At 37.9% G+C, this 20,939-nt stretch carries 15 protein-coding genes; 1 reads left to right on the forward strand and 14 read right to left on the reverse strand.

Features of this window, described 5'->3' with window-relative positions; translation table 11 throughout:
* Positions 1-100: 100 nt before the first annotated feature.
* The 11 genes from E6H07_11260 to E6H07_11310 all read right to left on the reverse strand — a co-directional run bounded on the left by E6H07_11260 (position 101) and on the right by E6H07_11310 (position 13,484).
* Positions 101-934 (reverse strand): acyltransferase, encoded by an 834-nt coding sequence (locus E6H07_11260; protein TMI63750.1) that lies wholly within the window; start codon positions 932-934, stop codon positions 101-103.
* A 122-nt stretch (positions 935-1,056) separates the two neighbouring features.
* On the reverse strand, positions 1,057-2,439 hold the full coding sequence (hydA, locus tag E6H07_11265) for a dihydropyrimidinase (GenBank protein TMI63358.1): 1,383 nt from the start codon (positions 2,437-2,439) through the stop codon (positions 1,057-1,059).
* Between the two features lie 23 nt (positions 2,440-2,462).
* A complete protein-coding gene (locus tag E6H07_11270) occupies positions 2,463-3,950 on the reverse strand; it encodes an NCS1 family nucleobase:cation symporter-1 (GenBank protein ID TMI63359.1) in 1,488 nt (495 codons plus the stop codon).
* Positions 3,951-3,997: 47 nt separating this feature from the next.
* Positions 3,998-4,498, reverse strand: coding sequence for an IS200/IS605 family transposase (gene tnpA / locus E6H07_11275; protein TMI63360.1), 501 nt, complete (start codon positions 4,496-4,498; stop codon positions 3,998-4,000).
* An 83-nt stretch (positions 4,499-4,581) separates the two neighbouring features.
* Complete coding sequence (locus E6H07_11280; protein ID TMI63361.1) at positions 4,582-5,928, reverse strand: aminotransferase class III-fold pyridoxal phosphate-dependent enzyme; 1,347 nt, start codon at positions 5,926-5,928, stop codon at positions 4,582-4,584.
* 147 nt (positions 5,929-6,075) lie between these two features.
* The gene (locus tag E6H07_11285; GenBank protein TMI63362.1) at positions 6,076-7,215 is read right to left on the reverse strand and encodes an NAD(P)/FAD-dependent oxidoreductase; all 1,140 of its coding nucleotides are present in this window, start codon (positions 7,213-7,215) and stop codon (positions 6,076-6,078) included.
* Between the two features lie 8 nt (positions 7,216-7,223).
* Positions 7,224-7,916, reverse strand: a complete 693-nt coding sequence (locus tag E6H07_11290) for a methyltransferase domain-containing protein (protein TMI63751.1) — start codon at positions 7,914-7,916, stop codon at positions 7,224-7,226.
* Positions 7,916-8,998: a type III polyketide synthase gene (locus E6H07_11295; protein ID TMI63363.1), complete on the reverse strand. Its 1,083-nt coding sequence runs from the start codon at positions 8,996-8,998 to the stop codon at positions 7,916-7,918. Before E6H07_11295 ends, E6H07_11290 begins: the two co-directional genes overlap by 1 nt.
* Positions 8,991-9,854, reverse strand: a complete 864-nt coding sequence (locus tag E6H07_11300; GenBank protein TMI63364.1) for a prenyltransferase — start codon at positions 9,852-9,854, stop codon at positions 8,991-8,993. Before E6H07_11300 ends, E6H07_11295 begins: the two co-directional genes overlap by 8 nt.
* Before the next feature lie 49 nt (positions 9,855-9,903).
* A complete protein-coding gene (locus E6H07_11305) occupies positions 9,904-11,037 on the reverse strand; it encodes an adenylate/guanylate cyclase domain-containing protein (GenBank protein ID TMI63365.1) in 1,134 nt (377 codons plus the stop codon).
* A gap of 65 nt (positions 11,038-11,102) precedes the next feature.
* Positions 11,103-13,484, reverse strand: a complete 2,382-nt coding sequence (locus tag E6H07_11310; protein TMI63366.1) for a 3-hydroxyacyl-CoA dehydrogenase/enoyl-CoA hydratase family protein — start codon at positions 13,482-13,484, stop codon at positions 11,103-11,105.
* 293 nt (positions 13,485-13,777) lie between these two features.
* On the opposite strand from E6H07_11310, the gene E6H07_11315 reads away from it, so the two are divergent.
* Positions 13,778-16,015 (forward strand): PAS domain S-box protein, encoded by a 2,238-nt coding sequence (locus tag E6H07_11315; protein TMI63367.1) that lies wholly within the window; start codon positions 13,778-13,780, stop codon positions 16,013-16,015.
* Here the strand turns inward: E6H07_11315 and E6H07_11320 are convergent, their stop codons facing one another.
* Genes E6H07_11320 through E6H07_11330 form a run of 3 tightly spaced genes read right to left on the reverse strand, consistent with a single transcriptional unit; the run spans position 16,016 to position 20,877 of the window.
* The gene (locus E6H07_11320) at positions 16,016-16,588 is read right to left on the reverse strand and encodes a YceI family protein (GenBank protein ID TMI63368.1); all 573 of its coding nucleotides are present in this window, start codon (positions 16,586-16,588) and stop codon (positions 16,016-16,018) included. It lies immediately after the preceding gene.
* Complete coding sequence (locus E6H07_11325; protein ID TMI63369.1) at positions 16,575-17,024, reverse strand: hypothetical protein; 450 nt, start codon at positions 17,022-17,024, stop codon at positions 16,575-16,577. Before E6H07_11325 ends, E6H07_11320 begins: the two co-directional genes overlap by 14 nt.
* 34 nt (positions 17,025-17,058) lie before the next feature.
* Positions 17,059-20,877 carry a hypothetical protein gene (locus E6H07_11330; protein ID TMI63370.1) on the reverse strand — a complete coding sequence of 1,273 codons (3,819 nt, stop codon included), beginning with the start codon at positions 20,875-20,877 and terminating at the stop codon, positions 17,059-17,061.
* Positions 20,878-20,939 lie beyond the last annotated feature (62 nt).

Genomic DNA, 20,939 nt, shown 5'->3' on the forward strand with positions numbered 1-20,939 from the left:
CAATAGTTGTAAGTGAACTATTATAATTTAAAAGTTAAAGAAAGAACCAATAGTCAAATGTTTAACCGACCTATGTTCCCCCTTTAGGGGGACAGGGGGTTTAAAGTTCAACAAGTTTTCCGTATGTCTCAGGACGACGATCCCTAAAGAACTGCCAAACACTTCTTACTTCATCGATCATATCCAGATCAAAATTGGCAACCAATAATTCATCTTTGTCTTCACTTGCCTGTGCAAAGATTTGTCCGCGGGGATCAACAAAATAACTGCTGCCATAAAATTTTCCAACATTCCATGGTTTTTCTGTTCCTACACGATTGATACAGCCCATGAAATATCCATTGGCTGCAGCATGTGCAGGTTGTTCCAGTTTCCATAAATATTGAGATAGACCAGCAACAGTTGCTGAAGGATTATAAACGATCTCAGCTCCATTTAATCCTAATATTCTTGCACCATCAGGAAAATGACGATCATAGCAGATATATACACCCACTTTTGCATACTTAGTTTGAAAAACCGGGTAACCCAAATTACCGGGCTTAAAGAAGAATTTTTCCCAGAAACCAGATGTATGCGGAATATGATTCTTCCTGTACTTTCCTAAATACTTTCCATCAGCATCAATTACTGCTGCGGTATTATATAAAACACCTGCCTGTTCTTTTTCATACATCGGCACGATGATCACCATATTGTATTTTTTTGCATAAGCCTGCATTCTTTCTACTGTAGGGCCGGGTATGGTCTCGGCACTTGCATACCATTTTGCATCCTGGCCGGGGCAGAAGTAAGGGGTATTAAAAATCTCTTGGAGGCAAAGTATCTGTACACCTTTTTTTCCCGCTTCTTCGATCAAAGCAATATGCTTTTGCACCATTGCTTCTTTTATTTCTTCAATGGTTCCTTCGCCTTCGGTTTTAGGCAAAGACATTTGGATGAGTCCTGATTTAATTATTCTTGGCATAAGTTTAGTTTTTTATTTCACGCAAAGTGAGAAAAACAAGACGCCAAGAAATCTTTGCGCCTTTGCTTCTTAGCGTCTTTGCGTGCAATCTATATTTTCGAATCTACTTTATTTCTCTTTATAAATTTACCATATCCTTTTTGTAATAAACAGTTTCCGTTTTCAATTGCTACCTGTCCTCGAAGCAAAACGGTTTTCACTTTTCCAGTTAATTCCCAGCCTTCATATCCGCTGTAATCAACATTCATGTGATGGGTTTTAGCTGATAGTGTATGTTTTTCGTTCGGGTCGAAGATGACAATATCTGCATCACTGCCGACAGCTATTGTTCCTTTACGGGGAAACATGCCGAATATTTTTGCAGGATTGGTACAAGCAACTTCTACATATTTATTTAAAGTGATCTTATTTTTCACGACGCCTTCGCTGAATAATAACTCCATCCTGTTTTCAATGGCTGGGTGGCCATTGGGTATTTTTGAAAAATCTTTTTCACCCATTTTCTTTTGTTCCCACATAAATGGACAATGATCAGTTGCTACAACTTGTACCAATCCCTGGTTGATACCTGCCCACAAAGTTTGCTGGTCTTTCTTTTCCCGCAGGGGAGGACTCATTACCCATTTAGCTCCTTCAAAATCTTTTTCATACAAGGATGCATCGAGTATTAAATATTGAATACAGGTTTCTACAAATGTTTTCTGATTTCTTTTGGTTGCATTACGGACCGCATTCAATGCTCCTTCACATGTCAGGTGAACGATATAGCCAGGGCAACCCGTATAATGCGACATATCAACAAAACGTTCGGCTGCTTCAGCTTCTGTTACTTCAGGTTGTGATAAATAATGATACAAAGGAGAAAGCTTTCCTTCCCCCCGGTGTTTGGCGATCAGGTAATCGATCATGTCGCCATTCGTAGCATGTACATTTATTAAACCGCCATGTTGTTTTACTTCTTCCATCAGACCGATCATCTGGCGATCATCGATCATCAATGCACCTTTATAAGCCATGAAAGTTTTAAAAGATGTGATGCCTTCTTTCTCAATAAACTCTTTTATTTCTTTTTTAGTGTTATCATTAAAATCGGTAACTGCCATGTGGAAACTATAATCGCCAACACAGTTACCATCACTTCTTCCTTTCCATTCCTCCAATGCTGCCCGTAAACTATTTCCTTGTTTCTGTAAAATAAAATCAATTACCATCGTAGTGCCGCCAAATAATGCTGCTCTTGTTCCTGTTTCATAATTGTCAGAAGAGAAAGTTCCCATGAATGGCATGTCAAGATGCACATGCGGGTCAATACCACCGGGAAAAACAAGCTTGTCGGAAGCATCAATTTCTTTATCTGCTTTTACTGCTAAGTCTTTACCGATCGTTTTTATTTGTTCGCCTTCAATAAAAATATCGGCAACGCAATCAGCATCAGCAGTTATGATTCTTCCATTTTTGATCAGTAGGGACATAAGAATGAGTTATGAATGATGAGTTATGAATGATGAATTTCAGGTGCAACCTTTAAATCATAATTCTGAACTTTAAATTTCTGCATTAATGAGTAATAAATCAATCCACTTACAAAAAATCCTACGAACCAGGCATAATTATATAAATGCGAGATCCATCCCGGAAATGCTGTTGATGAAACTACTTTGATCTGTAATAAAAACCCGGGAACATTAGGAAGGATGCCACATAACAATGCTGTAATAGCGATCCTGTTAAATCCATTATTAAAACTGTACTGACCATTGTGACGATACAGATCATCAACATCCAGGTTTTGTTTGCGAATAAAATAATAATCGGCGATCATGATACCTCCAACAGGTCCTAATAAACTTGAATAAGCAATCAGCCATGTAAAAATATATCCTGTAGGATCGGCGATCAGTTTCCAGGGAAAGATCAAAACGCCAATAATGCCCGTAATATATCCGCCAACCCGGAAATTGATTTTTTTCGGAGCAAGATTTGAAAAATCATTTGCAGGACTTACAATATTGGCAGCAATATTTGTAGCCAGTGTTGAAATGGCAACTGCAAGCATCGCAAATGTCACCATCATTTTGTTTTCAAATCTTCCTGCCAGTTGAATCGGATCCCAAATAGTACTGCCATATATAATTGCGGTTGCAGATGTAACAACAACTCCTATAAAAGCAAACAATGTCATTGATGACGGCAAACCGATTGCCTGTCCTCTTATTTGTGCTTTCTGACTTTTTGCATAGCGGGTAAAATCAGGAATGTTTAACGATAGCGTTGCCCAGAAACCAACCATTCCTGTCAAAGCAGGGAAAAAATAATTCCAGAAAGATGCACCCTGGAGTTTGGAAGGTTGTTCAAGTATTGGTCCTAATCCATTGGCTGCACTGATTGCCCAGAATAATAATGCAAATGCTGCAACAGGAAGAAAGATCGCTTTGAACAGCAAGAGTTTTCTAATGCTTTCAACACCGAGATAAACAATAAACATATTCAACAGCCAAAACAATAGAAAACAGATCATCGGTATTGCTTGTGGAAATAATGAATGACTATCAATTTGCGGCAAAGAAGGGTTCCATGCTCTTACAATATTATATATAGCAGCTCCGCCGATCCATGTCTGAATGCCAAACCAGCCACAGGCAACTATTGCACGAAGCATCGCAGGTATATTTGCTCCTTTTGTTCCAAAACTTGCTCTGGCAAAAACAGGAAATGGAATTCCATATTTTGCCCCGGCATGCCCGTTTAATATCATTGGTATTAACACAATTGTATTGCCGAGAAAGATCGTAAGTATTGCCTGCCACCAATTCATCCCTCCACCGATCAATGAGCTGGCAAGCATATAAGTGGGAATGCAAAGACTCATACTTACCCATAATGCAACATAGTTCCATGTTCCCCATTTTCTTTTTTCCTGGGGAATAGGAGCTAAATCTTCATTAATAAGAGAAGAATTCTTTAATTGATTTTCGTTCTGCATATTATTTCTAATGTCTCCATAGGAGACAAAAATTTATAGAATCGATATTAGGTCGATTTCATCAACTCCGGAGGAGTTGAATATAGATCATCAAAGAATTCAAACAGGTATTTCTCATCATATTCCAATGCAAAATCTTTCAGCATCTGCGTGTATTCTTCTTTAAATGATTTTTTCCTATGATGCTCTTCCTGGTTTTGAATATACCGACATATTTCATCAATATCACGAAGCCTGTACGAAAATGCGCCATACCCTTCCTGCCAGTTAAACCTACCGGGTGCCAATTTCTTTTCATTAATCCATAATCCGCTGGCAAGTTTGATATCTTTTACCAAATCGGGAATAGCTATCGTTGGCTTATAGCCAATAAAAATATGAATATGATCTGCTACGCCATTTATTGCGAGCATTTTACTTTTGTTATTTTGGACAATACCTGTGATGTATTTATATAAATCATTCTTCCACTCTTTAGCAATTAAACTTTCACGATGTTTAACGGCAAAAACAAATTGAATATATAATTGTGTGTATGTGTTCGGCATTTTGTTTTGGTTTCGGGTTCGACCCCTACGGGGTCGGGTTCATGTTTTTGATTATTTTTATAGATATTAAACTCCTACGGAGTTTAAGTGACATGGTGGTCTGCTATTGAAATCGCATCACTGATCATCGCCAATCCTTCATCAATTTGCTCTTTAGTAATACAAAGTGGTGGAGCAATGAAAATATAATTCCAGCGTACAAACGTGTACATGCCCAACTCTTTTATTCTTGCTGCTACTTTATTCATCACGGTCATTTCATCCGGCTTTGCATTAAATGGAGCCATTGGTTCTTTTGTTGTTTTGTTTTTTACTAATTCAATACAGCCCAGCAAGCCCGTATTTCTCCAATCACCAATTGAAGGATGTTTCTTTTTTAATTCTTCAACTTTTTCATCAATGTATTTTCCCATTGTTGCCGCATTCTCAATTAAATTATCATCTTCATAAATTTTCAGCACTTCTAAACTTGCTGCAAGACTAACCGGATGAGCAGAGTAGGTGAGGCCAAGCCACAAAACATTATCATCATACTGGGCTGCAATTTTATCTGACACTATCAATGCGCCAAGCGGTACATAACCCGAGGTGATTCCTTTGGCAGTTGCAATCATATCCGGTGCTACGTCATGGTTATCTATGCCAAACCATTTACCCGTTCTTCCAAAACCACTCATTACTTCATCAGCAATAAATAAAATGCCATGCTTTTCGCAGAGTTTTTTTACTTTTTTCAAATAACCAACAGGATATTTTAAACAACCAGAAGATCCTGATTCTCCTTCCAATAAAATGGCAGCAATATTTTGCGGCCCTTCAAATGCGATCACTCTCTCCAAATTCTTAATCGATTCTTTTAATAAATTATCTTCTCCATATTCCCAGCGATAAGCAACAGGAATATCAAAGTGTACAAAATTCGGTGACTGTTGTGAATCAGCTGCAAGTTTACGGGGATCACCACCAGCAGACATAGCTCCATATGATGCACCATGAAACGATTGATAGCGGGTTAAAATTTTATGCCTACCCGTATACAATCTTGCCAATTTGATCGCATTGTCTATTGCAGTAGCACCACAAACAGTAAATAAAGTTTTTGTCAAACCTTTTGGAGAGATCTCTGCCAGTTTTTTTCCTACTTCACCACGAACCTTAGTAACACAGCTCGGCGTTATATAGCTTACTTCCTGCATTTGTTTTACTACAGCTTCAGTTACCCGTTGATTACCGTGACCAATATTTACATTCATCAGTCCCGACGAAAAATCGAGATAACGTTTACCATCGTAGTCATATAAATAAACGCCTTCACCGTATTTAACAGCGATCGGCGCAATTCCTTTTTGCTTGCTCCATGAGAACAGGGTGTAATCCAGGTTATCCTGGATGATCTCTTGTGTTTCAGATAATGTTTTTGTTTGAGGCATAAAATAGTTTTTATGTACAAGGCTTCCACCTTTCGTGGCTATTAAATTTCTGTTATGTTAGTATTCGTAAGTTAGCTTTTTTGCATTATTGTCGCAAATTATAAGCTCTCTTTCGGGATTTATGATAAGCTGGGAAAGCAATAAAGTTTAAAAAGGGTGCCCGTGGGTTTTTTTGATCAGAGCTGTTATCAAACCCGGGAAAGATTTACCGAGACGGATCATCAAACTAGTGAGCCATTCACTATTAAATAACCGTTGGAGTATACGACCTGTTCTGAGACGGCTGGCAAAAAGTTTTTCCCATTTCACCAGGTAGCCATGCTCCATTGATTCTCTTGAAATAGTTCCTTCCAGGAATTTACTTACCTGTTCAGCAGCGATCTTACTTGCATGCAGCGCCATACTCATTCCATTGCCACATAGAGGTGTGATCATACCCGCTGCATCGCCAATCATCAATACATGATCTTTGATCAGTTCTTTTTTATCAAAACTGATCTGTGAAATGATCACCGGTTCTTCTGAGATCATTTCACATTCATTCAATAATTTTTTTAAATGTGGATTGATCGAAAGAATAGTTTGCTCCATCTTTTTTATATCATTGCTACTATCCTGTAAATTGGATGCTGTAGTAAGATAGCATAAACAGTACCTGTCATCTTCCACTTTTACAATGCCACAATACCCTTTTTTAAAATTGTGAAGTGCAATCGTATCTGCAGGGTAATTACAACGTACATGATATTTTATACCGATATAATTATTGAGTTTATTTTTTTTGGCTATTGTGAACGGTCGCTTCCATTTAATGTCAAGATTGCTTCTTTTGCCAAAGCTTCCGATCACTACCCCTGCTTTATAGTTTTCTTTTGAAGTTTCAATATTAAAGACCGGATCCGCGAAATTGATCTCATTGACACGTTCTTGTTCTTGTAATCTGACGCCGGCATTTTTTGCGATCTGTGCTAATGTATGATCCAGCTGATAACGGCTAATACCAAAACCACCCAGGGGCAGATCCTGCTCAAAAGAGTTTCCATTGACTGCGGATACACAAAGGCGATTGATCCGGGATACATTTAGTGCTGACAGATCTACCCCAAGACGTTCGAGAAAATCCCATGACTCAAGACTTATGTATTCACCACATACACGATGAAAAGGGAATTGCTCTTTTTCAAAAAGAACAACATTATAGCCAGCGTTGGCTATTTGAACAGATAAAGCCAGGCCGGCTAAACCACCACCTACTATTGCAAGATCATATGTAAGCTTATCTGCCAAAGAGTATTTTAATTTTTACCTATAACAAGCCAGCGGAATGCCCACTTCCAACGGATATTATGCAGCGCTACACCTGCTTGCCGAAAAAGATCTTTCCATTCATTTTTTCTGAAACTGCGGGCAACGGATAAACAAGCATCGTTTTTAACGAGATAAGATCTGCTAAAGAACATCGTTATGTATTTGATCAGGTAGTAAGCAAGCCAGTGACGATGCAGATCATTTATAAAAAAACCTGAGCGGCTGTTTTTCTTCAGCCACTGTAGCATTTGCACTAATTGTGCATCTGTGAAATGATGACAAAAAAGAGAAGAGAAAATAATGTCGGGCTCTTTTCCTGAAAGATCTGCTAAAGCATAATCGCTGCAGATCCATTCACAAGGAAGCTGCGGATATTGTTGTTTGGCAAATGCAATGCATTCAGGATTCATATCAATACCAATAAACCGAACAGGTATTTCTTTTTTTAAACAGTATTTATATACAGCAAAAAGGTTATCGCCACCGCCGCAACCAATTTCACAAACGACGAGTTGATCTTTAGCTTTTATTAATTGCCTGACTCCCTCAATTGTGATCGCATGCCCTCCTAATCTTGTGTTGACAATATTTAACTCCTTTAAAGTTTGAGCCATTGCCTGGAAAGGAATATCATCACCATCCATTAATTCTTTCTGGTAACTACGCTGACGGAGATTGATCATGCTGATAAAATAAAAGTTTCTATAGTTAGTCCGGGTCCGAAAGCCGCACCAAATATTTTATTGTCTTGTTTTTTATTCAAGGACTGTTTTATATGTTCCAGAACAAAAAGAACAGTCGGAGAAGACATATTGCCATAATCATTCAGCACATCATAACAATGTTGTAATTGTCCGTTTGTAAATTTCAGGCTATTATGTACTGCTTCTAAAATTTTTTTACCGCCGGGGTGAATGCACCAATGTGTAATATCATCTATATGTAAACTGGCTCCGTTCACTGCTTCATTGACAAGCTGGTTAAAATCTTCCTGGATCAGATCGGGAATATAACTGCTGAGCGTTAACTGGAAGCCAGTGGAAGACATTTCCCAAACCATATCCTGCTTGTTCTTTAATATTACTGAAGAATAAAAATGATCGATCTTCATCCCTTCTGCATCGTTATTACCGGTAACAAGTACAGCAGCAGCACCATCACCAAATAATAAACTACTGGAGATATTGTCTGGTGTGTATTCGTTTTGAAAATGCAGGGTACAAAATTCTACACATACTATCAGCACATTCGCTTTTGTATCGGCCCTGCAAATTGCATCGGCCAGTTTTAAAGCATGAATAGCTGCATAGCATCCCATAAAATTGATCGAGGTTCTCCAGGTTGTAACCGGCAAGTTCAATAGTTCCAATAATTCAAGATCGAGGCCGGGAGCACTCATGCCGGTACAGCTTACCGTGATCAGATGAGTGATATGTTGATCTTGAAAATCTTTTAAGCAATTATTAATAGCCTTTAAAGAAAGGGGGGCAGCATGCTCCCGAAAACTTTGCATTCTTTTTTCAAGAGAGGGAGGAGGCTCAAGATTTTCAGAAGCAGGAAAGAATTCCCATTCATTTGCAGGAAGGCTGTAATCAGGAAAAATTGAATATCGTGTTTCGATACCGCAATGCCTGTATAGAAATCTAAGTTTTCTTCTTTCGGTTTCATTGGGTGCATATACCCGGTCCATAAACTCAAAAATCTTTTTTTGTTCATGCCGGTATTCCGGTACCGCAGTTCCTATCGATATAATTTTACTCAAGACATTTCCAGATTAAGAGGATGATAAATGAAATATTTGTACAGGTTGCCGCCAGCCAGTTCATTTTCATTGTATTTTTAAAATTAGCTGCCTGGTGATCTTTGCTTACTTGCACAAACCATCGTATAAAGTAAACGATAACGGGAATAAAAAAGATGCCAACCATCAATAATTGATTCCCTTGCCCATACTGGATAAAAAATTGTGCCATGAATACCCAGGCCAGTATGTAAACAATCGTGCAGAATATAAAAGTACCTATATATCCCAGTTTGTAACTAATAGTACTCACTCCATCTTCAATGTCCTGCCGGTGCTGGTAGATCTGTGTTAGCGGGTAAAAGCCACCAACCAATAACGAGCATATCACCATCCCTTGCCAGGGTACCCAAATGCCGGCTTCCCGGCTGCTTCCATAATACACTAACCAAAACGTAACCGCTCCCTGGAAAATGATAACAACAAGATAGCCTAAGTATGGAAACTTTTTTAAGCGAATACCACGAAAACTATAGGCTTTGGATGCACCGATGTAAAAGAGTATGACTACAGTGAAAAGGGGGCCGATCATTAAACTCAATAAAATGCCAGCGCAGTCTAAAATAATTGAGACCCGGTAGAGTTGCCGGGAAGGTGGCGGTGGTTTTTCCAGGCCACCGATACTGTCGGTATCCCTGTCCATATAACTATTATAACCATTGCTGGCAGGATAGATCAGGAAATGAAGTATAAGGAATATCAAAGCAGCGTTGGTCCAGTTAATATCAACTACCTGTGCAAGCGAAAAAAAATAAATAGGTGAAAGGAAAAAAGAAAAAGGGATCCTGAGTAGTTTAATAGTTGAAGTGCTGAGCATATAGTATGATAAATAAGCAAACTCAATAATCGGGCCTCTCTATTCGCCTCTACAGGGAGGAAATCAGTTTTAATGCAGGTACAGGTTTACTATGCTTATGAACGACTTCAACCAATTCAGGAAACAGGATAGCATACAATTTTACTTTTTCCTGTTTTCCTTTCAGTTCAATGGCGCCGATCTCTTCAAAACTAAAACGGCCGGTAGATCTGTAATCGGCTAAAAAATCACCCGAAGCAACAAATGAATGTCCCAGGTCATGGCATTTACTACGAATACGGGCAGTAGTGTTTAATGTGTCCCCGCTAAACACAAGATCTTTTTTTATTATGCCAATATAACCGGCTGTAACATCACCTGCATGAATACCGGCTTTGAACGAAGGAGCAAAACCAAACTCATCATTATATTTTTCAGCTTTCTTTTTAAAAACCATGTAAGCCTCTTTTATAAAATTCAGGCAGTTCTGTTTTCCTTTCTGGTCATTCTGCCAGGATAAAACAATTTCATCACCTACATACTGGTAAATATGCCCACCGTTATTCAGAATAGGTTCAGTGATATCACTGAAAAATTCTTTTAGCATATTGAAATATTTTTCATGACCGATATGTTCAGCGATCACAGTGGAGTTGTTCATATCAAGAAATGAAAATATTCGGTTCTCTTTTCTTGGATGATTGTAACGACCTCTTATCAAATTCCTCAGGCCACCTGGTCCGTATTTATCAGATATTTCTAAAACGAGAATAGAGAGAAAAGCCAGGAATCCCAGATCTACCATCAGCATCAAAAAGCTGGGTGTAAGAAGAACATCTTGAACAAAATGTTTTTCAAACTGAATAAAACTTTCACCACCATCGTGACGAAAAAACCAGTAGGCAAAGACTACAATAACTGATACAACTAAAAAGAGAATAAATGTAATGGTCATCCTTAGTATAGTCGAAAGCCAGATAGGAAGTTTGCGAAACATGTTTTTAAGAAAAAAAGCTTCGGCGCCGGCTATAATGATACCTAACATGGCAAATGCAAGTGAGAAAAAACTCAGATTTCTTGTTGCCAGCACACTTTTTTCTACTTCAACGATATTATATAAGAAGAGGAGGCTGAATAACACCCAGATGACTGCAACATTCAATACAAGATATAGCCGGTAAAGTATAACTCTGCGTGTTAACATGTTCAGTTTTGGTTTAAGCTTGAAAGTTACGCTATACCATAAGATTAGTGACTACTCCAAAAGGGCTAGTTTCTAACGGGCTTTCCACTTTTAAGTACACTTTGTATTCTTTCCAGTGTTTTCTTTTCACCACATAAACTCAGGAAAGCTTCTCTTTCGAGGTCAAGCAGGTATTGTTCAGACACTAATTGTGCTTCGCTTAAATCTCCACCACACATTACATATGCCAATTTCTTTGCAACTGTTACATCATGATCAGTTGCATATTTTGCCCGCCACATTCCATTGATGCCTGCATATAAAGCACCCAATGCAGAACGGCCCAGTACTTTTATATCATTTCTGATGACAGGCATGGTATAACCAGCATCATAAATTTCGATCACCGATTTTTTTGCTTCAGCGATCCGGCGTCCCTGGTTCATAGATATTTCATCCAGGCCTTTCCTGTAAATACCAATATCAAATGCTTCATGTGCTGAGGTAGCAACTTTCGCAGTTGCTATTGATAAGAAACGATTTTTAAGAGTTATTGTTTCCGGTTCATCTTCATGCATTTCATCTGCTGCACGTAAAATAAATTCTTTGGTGCCCGCACCTCCGGGTATTACACCAATGCCAACTTCTACCAAACCTGTATATGTTTCAGCAGCAGGAACTACTTTATCAGCATGCAAACTCATTTCACATGCACCACCTAATGCCAAACCATGCGGTGCTACCACAACAGGTATAGATGAATAACGAACCCGCATGATCGTATTCTGGAACATACGTATCGCCATATCAATTTCATCATAGTCTTGCTCGATCGCCAGCATAAATATCATTCCTACATTGGCACCGGCAGAAAAATTGGCGCCTTCATTTGCAATTACCAAACCTTTATGCCCTTTCTCAGCTTTATCTATAGCTGTTTGAATACCGGCCAACACATCACCACCGATGCTTCCCATTTTTGTAAACCATTGTAACCCGAGAACATCATCACCCAGGTTATACAACTTGCAGCTTGCATTTTTCCAAACCAGTTTATCAGTGTAATTGCTCATTACTATAAATGCATCGCCACCGGGTAATACCTTATAAGTTTTTGAAGCAGGATCATAGCAATATTTTTTTCCTGCCTCAACTTTATAAAATGATTTATTTCCAGCCGCGATCATTTCATCTACCCATGAGGCTACTTTATAGCCGGCAGCTTTCATTGCTTCAGTTGTTTTAGCTACTCCCAATACATCCCAGCTTTCAAATGCGCCGATCTCCCAGCCAAAGCCGGCCATCATTGCATCATCAACACGATAGAGTTCATCACTTATCTCAGGAATACGGTGAGAGATGTAGGAAAACAAACCATAATGAAACTGGCGATAGAATTCACCGGCTTTATCGGTCCCGGCATAAAGCATTTTTAATCTTGTATTTAAATCATCAATCGGTTTTGCGGCTTCTAATGTTGCAAACTTTGGTTTTACCCGCGGGCCATATTCCATTGTTTGCAAATTCAAAGTCAGAATTTCTTTTTCACCACCACTGCCTTTTGTCTTCTTAAAAAATCCCTGGCCTGTTTTATCGCCGAGCCAGTTATTAGTTACCATTTTATCTAACCATGCAGGAATAGTAAATGCTGCTTTTGCTTCGTCATTAGGACAATTATCTGCAACACCTTTTGCCACTTTTGCCAATGTATCAATGCCTACTACATCGGCAGTTCTGAACGTAGCAGACTTTGGTCTTCCGATGATTGGCCCTGTCAATGCATCTACTTCATCGATCGTTAATCCCATTTTATCAACCAAACCAAATAAGGACATGATACCATACACACCAATACGGTTAGCAATAAAAGCGGGAGTGTCTTTGCACAACACAGTTGTTTTGCCAAGGTATAAGTCGCCATAGTTCATCAGGAAATCGATGATCTCCGGATCGGTATAAGGAGTCGGAATAATTTCCAGTAATCTTAAATAACGGGGAGGGTTAAAAAAGTGGGTACCGCAGAAATGTTTTTTGAAATCATCGCTTCTGCCTTCCGCCATCATATGAATGGGAATACCTGAAGTGTTTGAAGTAATCAAAGTTCCGGGCTTTCTGCATTTTTCAACTTGCTCAAATACTTTTTGTTTAATATCCAATCTTTCCACAACAACCTCAATCACCCAATCACAATCAGCAATTTTTTTCATGTCATCATCAAAATTGCCTGTACTGATTTTCTTTACTATATTTTTATTATAAACAGGAGAGGGGTTGCTTTTTATTGCAGCCGTTAATGCATCATTCACTAATTTATTTCTTTCAGCAGGCTTTGTGCTTTCCGCGGCTTCTTTCGGGACTATATCGAGCAATAAAACCTGTAGACCTATGCCGGCAAAATGACAAGCGATCCTTGAACCCATTACACCACTCCCCAATACGGCTACTTTTTTGATTGTTCTTCTGGACATAAAATTTAGTTAGTTAAACAACTATTTCGAATTCGAAGATAAGAGATTTTAGTAAAGAAGGGTTTTTCAGTTGGACCCTGCTGTTTTCGGAAGCACAGTTCAGTAAATAAGGAAATCTTGATCAGGGTTAAACATTTTTAAAAAATGAGTAAACTTCCTATCGTAGAAATCGCATTATTATATATGATGTTGAATAAAAACTGTTTAAAGTACCACTCCCTGAATACAAAAACTATCTTCAGCATCGTTTTAAAATTCCATAAGTCAACCATTTAAAGAACTTGGGAAAACCCATGAAGCACCACAGAGCCAACCGTAAATCTCCATCAGATAACCTGACCGTAAGTTATAAGTCTCCGGATTTATTTACCAATGCTGCTACAGATGTTTCAGATTCGATAATTCTTACTGACAGCAAGTTCAATGTAACTGGCTGGAACCCCACTACCGAGTTTTTATTTGGCCGCAATGTAGAAGAAGCAAAAGGAAAGCACTTGTTTGAAATAATTAATATCAGTTTTCCGGGTTCAAGCCTGAATAACATGATCATTGAAATTCAAAGAACCGGTTACTGGAATGGCGAAGTAGTCTATGAGCGGTACGATAACCAGGTCTTTCGTTTGAATACTTCAGCAATTCTTGTTTACAATGATATAAATGTTGTTTCGGGATGTGTTATTGTTTCTAAAATCATTTCGGGGAAAGACCATCACGAAGAAAAATTATTATTAGCAGAATCAAAGTACCAGACTGTTATTGATACTTTGTTCGAAGGAGTAGTAATAATCAATACGGATGGCTCGATCGGGGCATCTAATCACAGGGCTGCAGAAATATTAGGTTTTTCACAGGAAGAGCTGGTAGGTAAACTAACTACAAGCCCGGTTTGGAAGGCTATAAACGAAGATGGCTCAGAATTTCCTTTGGATAAATTTCCTGGAACAGTTACACTTAAAACCGGTTTGGGCCAGGAAAATATCACTATGGGTATTGAAAGACCTGATGGTAAACTGGTGTGGCTGCTTGTAAACTCACAGGCAATAGTTGAGCAAGGAAAAATAGTGGCAGTGGTTGCCAGCTTTAATGATATCACAGCTAACAAACATGCGAATGACAGGATCAAAGAAAGCGAGGCATTGTTCAGAACATTTATGAATAACAGTAATGCTTATGCATGGATATGTGATGAAGATGGAATACTTGTTTATACGAACTCATTATTCGCCTCTGTATATAACCTGGCAGATGGTGGTAAGGATAAACATATCAGCGAAGTTTTTTCTGAAAAAGTTGCAGAAAAATTTCTTGAGAAGAACAAACAATTCCTGGAATCAAACGAACCTAAATTTATAATTGCCGAATCAAAACGATTAGATGGTACAATAGGAAAATTTGCTTTATACCGTTTTCATATACCTGTAAAAACTTATAAAAGACTGATCGGTTTCCAGGCATTCGATGTTACGGACCACCAGGATACTTTGGCTGAGCTCAAAAAAACCAATGAACGGTTTGGTCTTATATCCAATGCTACCAGCGATGCGATCTGGGACCAGGACCTGGAAACAAATGAAATTTACCGCAGCCCTAATTTCAGTAAGCTTTCAGGTTATTCCATGCAGGAAATACAATCAAATCTTGACTGGTGGTTTAACAAGGTTCATCCGGATGATAAAGACAGGGTAAGAGGTAAAGTACAGGAGTACCTAAAAGTAAATAAGCAAAGCTGGGAAGATGAGTACCGGTTTTTATGCTCCGATGGAAAATATAAAACGCTTTTTGATAAAGGATTTTTTATTTATAAAGATGGTAAACCGGTCCGCATTATCGGGGCCATACAGGATATAACAGAAAGAAAAAAACTCGAGGAGCAATTGCTCAATGAAAAGATCAAACAACAAAAACTGATCAACAGAACAACCATCGCAGCACAAGAGGAAGAAAGAGATAATATCAGCAAAGAACTCCATGATAATGTGAATCAATTGCTGATGAGCACTAAACTTTATATCAATATGGCCCGCAAGCAACCTGATATGGCTACTGAATTGCTGCTGAAGGCGGAAGAGTATCAATTGCAGGCTGTAGAAGAAATAAGAAAACTTTCCAAAAAACTGAATTCATCACTGGTAAAAGTGCTGGGTCTTAAGAAAAGTATCCAGGAAATAGTAAACTCATTTAAGCAGTTAAATGATATACCTGTGAATTATGAATTTGATAGCGAATTGGAGGATGTGCTAATGGATGAACAAAAATTAATGATATTCCGCATTGTGCAGGAACAAAGCAATAATATTCGCAAATACGCAAATGCTGAAAGGGTGTCAATAAATCTTACACGTAAAGATGATCGTATCTGCCTTTTAATAAGTGATGATGGGGTTGGTTTTAAAGTAGATGAATCCAAAATGCGGGGTATCGGTCTTACCAATATTGCCAGCCGTGTAAACGTCCTGAATGGTGAATTCAAAATTGACTCATATCCAGGAAACGGATGCACACTCTCTGTTTGTTTCCCGCTGTATGCCTGATCACTGTTTCAGCACTTCAAGTGAACAATCAATTGTAATTTTTATATCGTCTGAGATCTGGCTGCGTGTTACAGAAGGTACTTTTATTTTATAATCCGGTAATTGAATATTAAAAGTTGAAGTTGTTATTATTTTCCCGCTTTTAACTGTAATTATTCCTGTAGTTTCAATGTCTTTCGTTTCCCCGTGAATAGTAAGCTTGCCTTTCACTTTTGCAGGATAGGTTCCGTCGGTTGTATATTTTATATCTGCATTGTTTGTTATTTGTCCCTTGAATTCTGCTTTAGGAAATTTGTCACTCTCTATATACTCTTTATTAAAATGCTCTTGCATCAGGGCTTTTTTAAATTCAAAACCTTTCATTAATACAGCAAATTGCAAATCCCCGGTTTTGCTATCCAACACAACAGCAGCACTCCGGCTGGTGGCGTCAATGTTTTCAGCTTTTGTTTTTGAAAAAAACTGGATCTTACCGCTTCTTGTAAAATATTTTTCTTGTGCGGAAGAAGCAAAGGAGATAATAAATAGGCCGGTACAGATCAATACAAATCTCATAAAACTATTTTTTTTCATTGTTTAAAATGATACAACGATTTAAACTTATATCCATTCCAAGCCCCATCATTTCATCTTTTTGAAACCCAACAAAATGGCCTTTTACCTTTACTTCTGAACCTATAGCCGGGAATACTGTGTTATTACGGAAACTTGTATCTAACTCGCATTTGACGGCAGAAAGCTTACCGGGGTCTCCTAAGAAAATGGTAAAATTCTCCAGGCTAGAGTTTTTCATGATACCTGTAACCTCAATTATTTTGTCATCATATTTTTTATAGGAGGCCGAATCCTTTACATCAAATTCGCTTATTAATGCATCAGCAGCTGTTGTAAAATCAGCTTTTACACCATCCAGCTTTTTATTTGTTCTTGTGTATTCTTTGTAACCATATAACCCTCCTGCTACCACAATGATCAATACTATTGTCCAGATAATTTTTTTCTTACTCATGACCCTGTTTTAAAATGAATGGCCTGCAATTTAATTAATCGAAATCAATAGGCGGAAGGTTGCGTTTCTTTAATTCTTTCTGATAATTCTTTAGCATTTTCCTTGTGTTTTTTGCACCAATAGAGGAAGCCACACCACTCATAAATGTTTTAATGTAATAATTAATAAAGGAACGTTCCCTTTGGCGGGTATAATAAACCATACCTATTCTTTTATCATTTTCATTTTTTATTACAAAGCTATTGGCGATAAAAGTCTTCAACCCTTGTAAGAGGTGTTTTTTTGTTTCAATATCATTTTTGAAAAACTGCACTTTCAGATCATGGTAGTGCATATTCATTTCGCCTATTGAGTAATTATCTCTTGCAATTACCCTCATAGTTATTGTGTCAAGATAGCCTGACTGTAGTTTGATGGCTGCCAACGGGGAAAGAATGGAGTTCAGGTATAATAATGAATGTGGCCGCATTCTTACAGTAAATAAAAACCCCGATAGTGAATCAAGGTAAGACTCTCTTGTACGTAAGCGTATCCAACCGGTATCCAGCAGGTAGAAGTTCAATCTTATCCGCAAGCTGTCCGTGGCGTCAATATCAAAATTTTTAATAGGAAATATATCGCCGCTTATTCGTGTAACAGTTATGATACCCGTTTCATCTGTTTTGTCATTTACCTCGCTATATACCGCAGTGCCTTCAGAAATATTTATGGTGTCTGCTGAAAACCTGAAGGGAATAAGCTGAACCAATTTGGAAGGAAGGGGTTTGATAACTCCTGCTTTAAACGGATGTCTTTTATCCCGGTATGAAGTAAAATACGGGTTGTAAAAATTTATTGAATTGATCCGGATGGTGCTGTCGGTAAAATAACTGTCAGGTACGAAACCTTTCAAATGAATGTTCGCAACACTGAATGTTATATAATCAGTTTGAAAAGGACTTGCTTTAATAAAAGCATCTCTTGATAAAACGGGGATAGCGGAAAAGCTATCAACTGAGAATGATTGGGCTGCTTTATCGATAGATATGTTTTTCCAGTGAGAAATAATTTTTTCATTTATGAAGCTCCCGGATCGAATAGCTATTGAATATGAAGGACTATTGGCCAATATGTCCTTTGGTGAAGCCGTGTTGTCACTGCTTAAAGAAAAATTTCTGAGTGTAACATCGTGCAGGTTTAGTGGAGTTGCGTTTTTGCCAACACTGTCAAATTGAATATCGGTTCCTTTCAATTCATTTAAGAAAAACTTCCAGTATAATTTTTGTTCTGGTCTCAGGACTAATGAGCTTGCCCGTAAAGTAAGCTGACTATTCTTAGTTGAGATGAATTTATTTGCGGATGTAGTAAAAGTGAGATCAGAAATGTTACTATTTAATCTTTCCGCACTTAATTCATTGGATACGGTATGCGTCTGTATATTATCAGCTTTAATGAAATTATGATCGGCCCCGTTCCAGTAAACTACTGAACGCTGATCTCCTGACACATTTTCCAGGCTGATAACAGGTCGGTTAATTTCAAAACTGTTGATATTTATTATAGGAAGCTTGATCGCTGCAGAGTCTGTTTTTTTAGTCAAAATAAGTTTTAGTCTCGGATCGTCAATCCTTACATTTTTCAGATCATAATGCTTATTTAAAATATTTTTTAGATCAGGCGTAAAATAAATTCCGGGAATACTTACATCAGCCGTAGTTGTTAACCCAGTGGTTTTTTTGTAATTAAAGTTTGATATCGATGAAGGCATGCTCTGTGAAAGCGAAACCCTATCTCCGCTCAATTCCGATTCAGGTGTAATATGATGGAACTTAGTAGCTGTTATTTTTAGATCTGAAAAATCGGCTTTGCCATCAAAAGAAAACCCAGTAGCCTCCAATTCATTCAGAAAAAAAGAAGTTGAGTTATTTTTAATATTGATATTAATTGCAGTGTTAGCTGCTTTAAGAGAACCCAGGTTTATAAGCAAGAGATTATTTCTACTTTCTTTTTTTTCATCTGTCTTATTTATTTCAAGTTTCCCCTGTTTCCAGCTTACCTCATTTGCAGAAATAATATTCAACGAGTCCTGGAATTGAACTGAGCTCAAGAAAATATCAGTAGCAGAAAATGTATAATTCTGGCCCGTGCTTGAAACTGTCATTTTTTCGGCCGATAAATTGTCTCTCCCACCTCCAAACTTTGCGTTATTTAAGTCTATCATAAAACCCTTAGCTTTTATAACCCCTTTAGTAAAGCTCAATGAATCAATAAACTGTTCGGTAGTAGTAATGGAAGAGTTGATCGCATAGTTTCTGCTATTTATAACAAAGTCTGTATTCTTCAGTAATAAAGATGTTTCGTTGCGGCCATGTATATTAATTTCCCCGTCTACTACTTTTATTTTTTCAAGCTGTATAAAATTATTTCTGCGAAGTGCATTAAGAGCTGAAGATTTACTTATTTTTTTTACAGATTCAGGTTGCGTATAGTTTATCTCAGGGTTGTAAAGAGTAGCTTCGTGTGCAATAATTTTTCCTTTAAATAAAAGATCTGCCCAGGAAAGCCCACTTAAACCGAACTGCCTGACTTTAATATTCCGGTTATCTTTATGTGCTTCTGTATTTACTGAAAAATGGCTTAATAGAATTTTGTTTTCACGTAACGAAATACTGTCAAAGCGGATGATATAACTGCTATCCTGCAGGTAATTCGTATAGTTATGAATGGCCATCGAAAAGCCGGTTAATGAAACTGGCTTCGGTCTGCTATGATCAATCAAAAGCCCTTGCATTTCAAAATTGTTGCGATCAGAATTGAAACTGCTGGGAGCATTACCCAGGTAAGTATTAATTTTTATTGATGCGTTAGTTACACCTATATATTCTAATGACAGGTCACCGGTAAGTTCCTGGATCAACGTATCAAGGTTGGATACATTCGTTTTTTCCTTCTGTTGTTTTTGTAGTTGCAGGTCAATTTTAAATACAGGGTTCCGGCAAAAAAGTGAATCTGCTTTTATCAGGTTTTTTTTGTAGAGTGCATTGAAATCTGCTTTCACAAGTTTTACAGTATCAAAATAAACGGAGAAACTATCGAGGTCTGTTCCCATTTTTTTTCCGGTCAGGGTACAACTGTCTATTTCGATCAACCGTTTACGGATATTGATCCTGAACCGGCTGAACGATAATGTGTGATTGCCATCGGGAAAGGTAATTGACTGGTGATGGGTTTTGAAAACCATCTGGTCACTTGAAAAGAATTCTGCATACCGGGATGTATCAGTAGAAAGGTTATCAATATGCAAATGCAGGTTTGTTATTTCAAGTGGCTTTTGGCCCGGTTCAGTTTTATCTTCCAGCCTAAATTTACCTTCGTTCAATTCAAACCGTTTCACCTTTAATGTCGCTAATGCATCGATCACCGAGTTGTAAATTCTTCCCATCTCTTCGGAGATAGTGACTTTTTCCCCTACCGATGTATCAGTATTTTTTTTCAATTGGGTGATCCGGATATCAGGTGAGGTTATTGTCAGTGAGTCAATGATCAATTCCTTGCTGGTAAAAATGGGTAATACTCCCTTCACCTGTAAATTGATTTTCTCAATTGAAATGCGATAGGTGATCTCGCTGTCAATGGAATCGTTAGAATAAAATGTTGCATTTTCCAGCACAATTTTATTGCTGAAATAATTAAACCTGATCCTTTTCAGATCCAATCTTATTTTATTACCCGATTTACTGCGTACCAGATCTTCAATCAGGCTTTCAGCATTATTAGCGATGTAAAGATGAACTGATGCGGCGAGAAGAATGAGAATACCCAGCAGGATACAGAAGATTTTCAGAATTCTTTTCTCAAGTTGTACGATCCACATTCATCGTTGGGTTAATAGGCGTTTAAGGTACTCAAATTTTACGGGAATGAAAAAGCCGCCAG

Source organism: Bacteroidota bacterium, assembly GCA_005882315.1.
In the GTDB taxonomy this organism is placed as follows: domain Bacteria; phylum Bacteroidota; class Bacteroidia; order Chitinophagales; family Chitinophagaceae; genus VBAR01.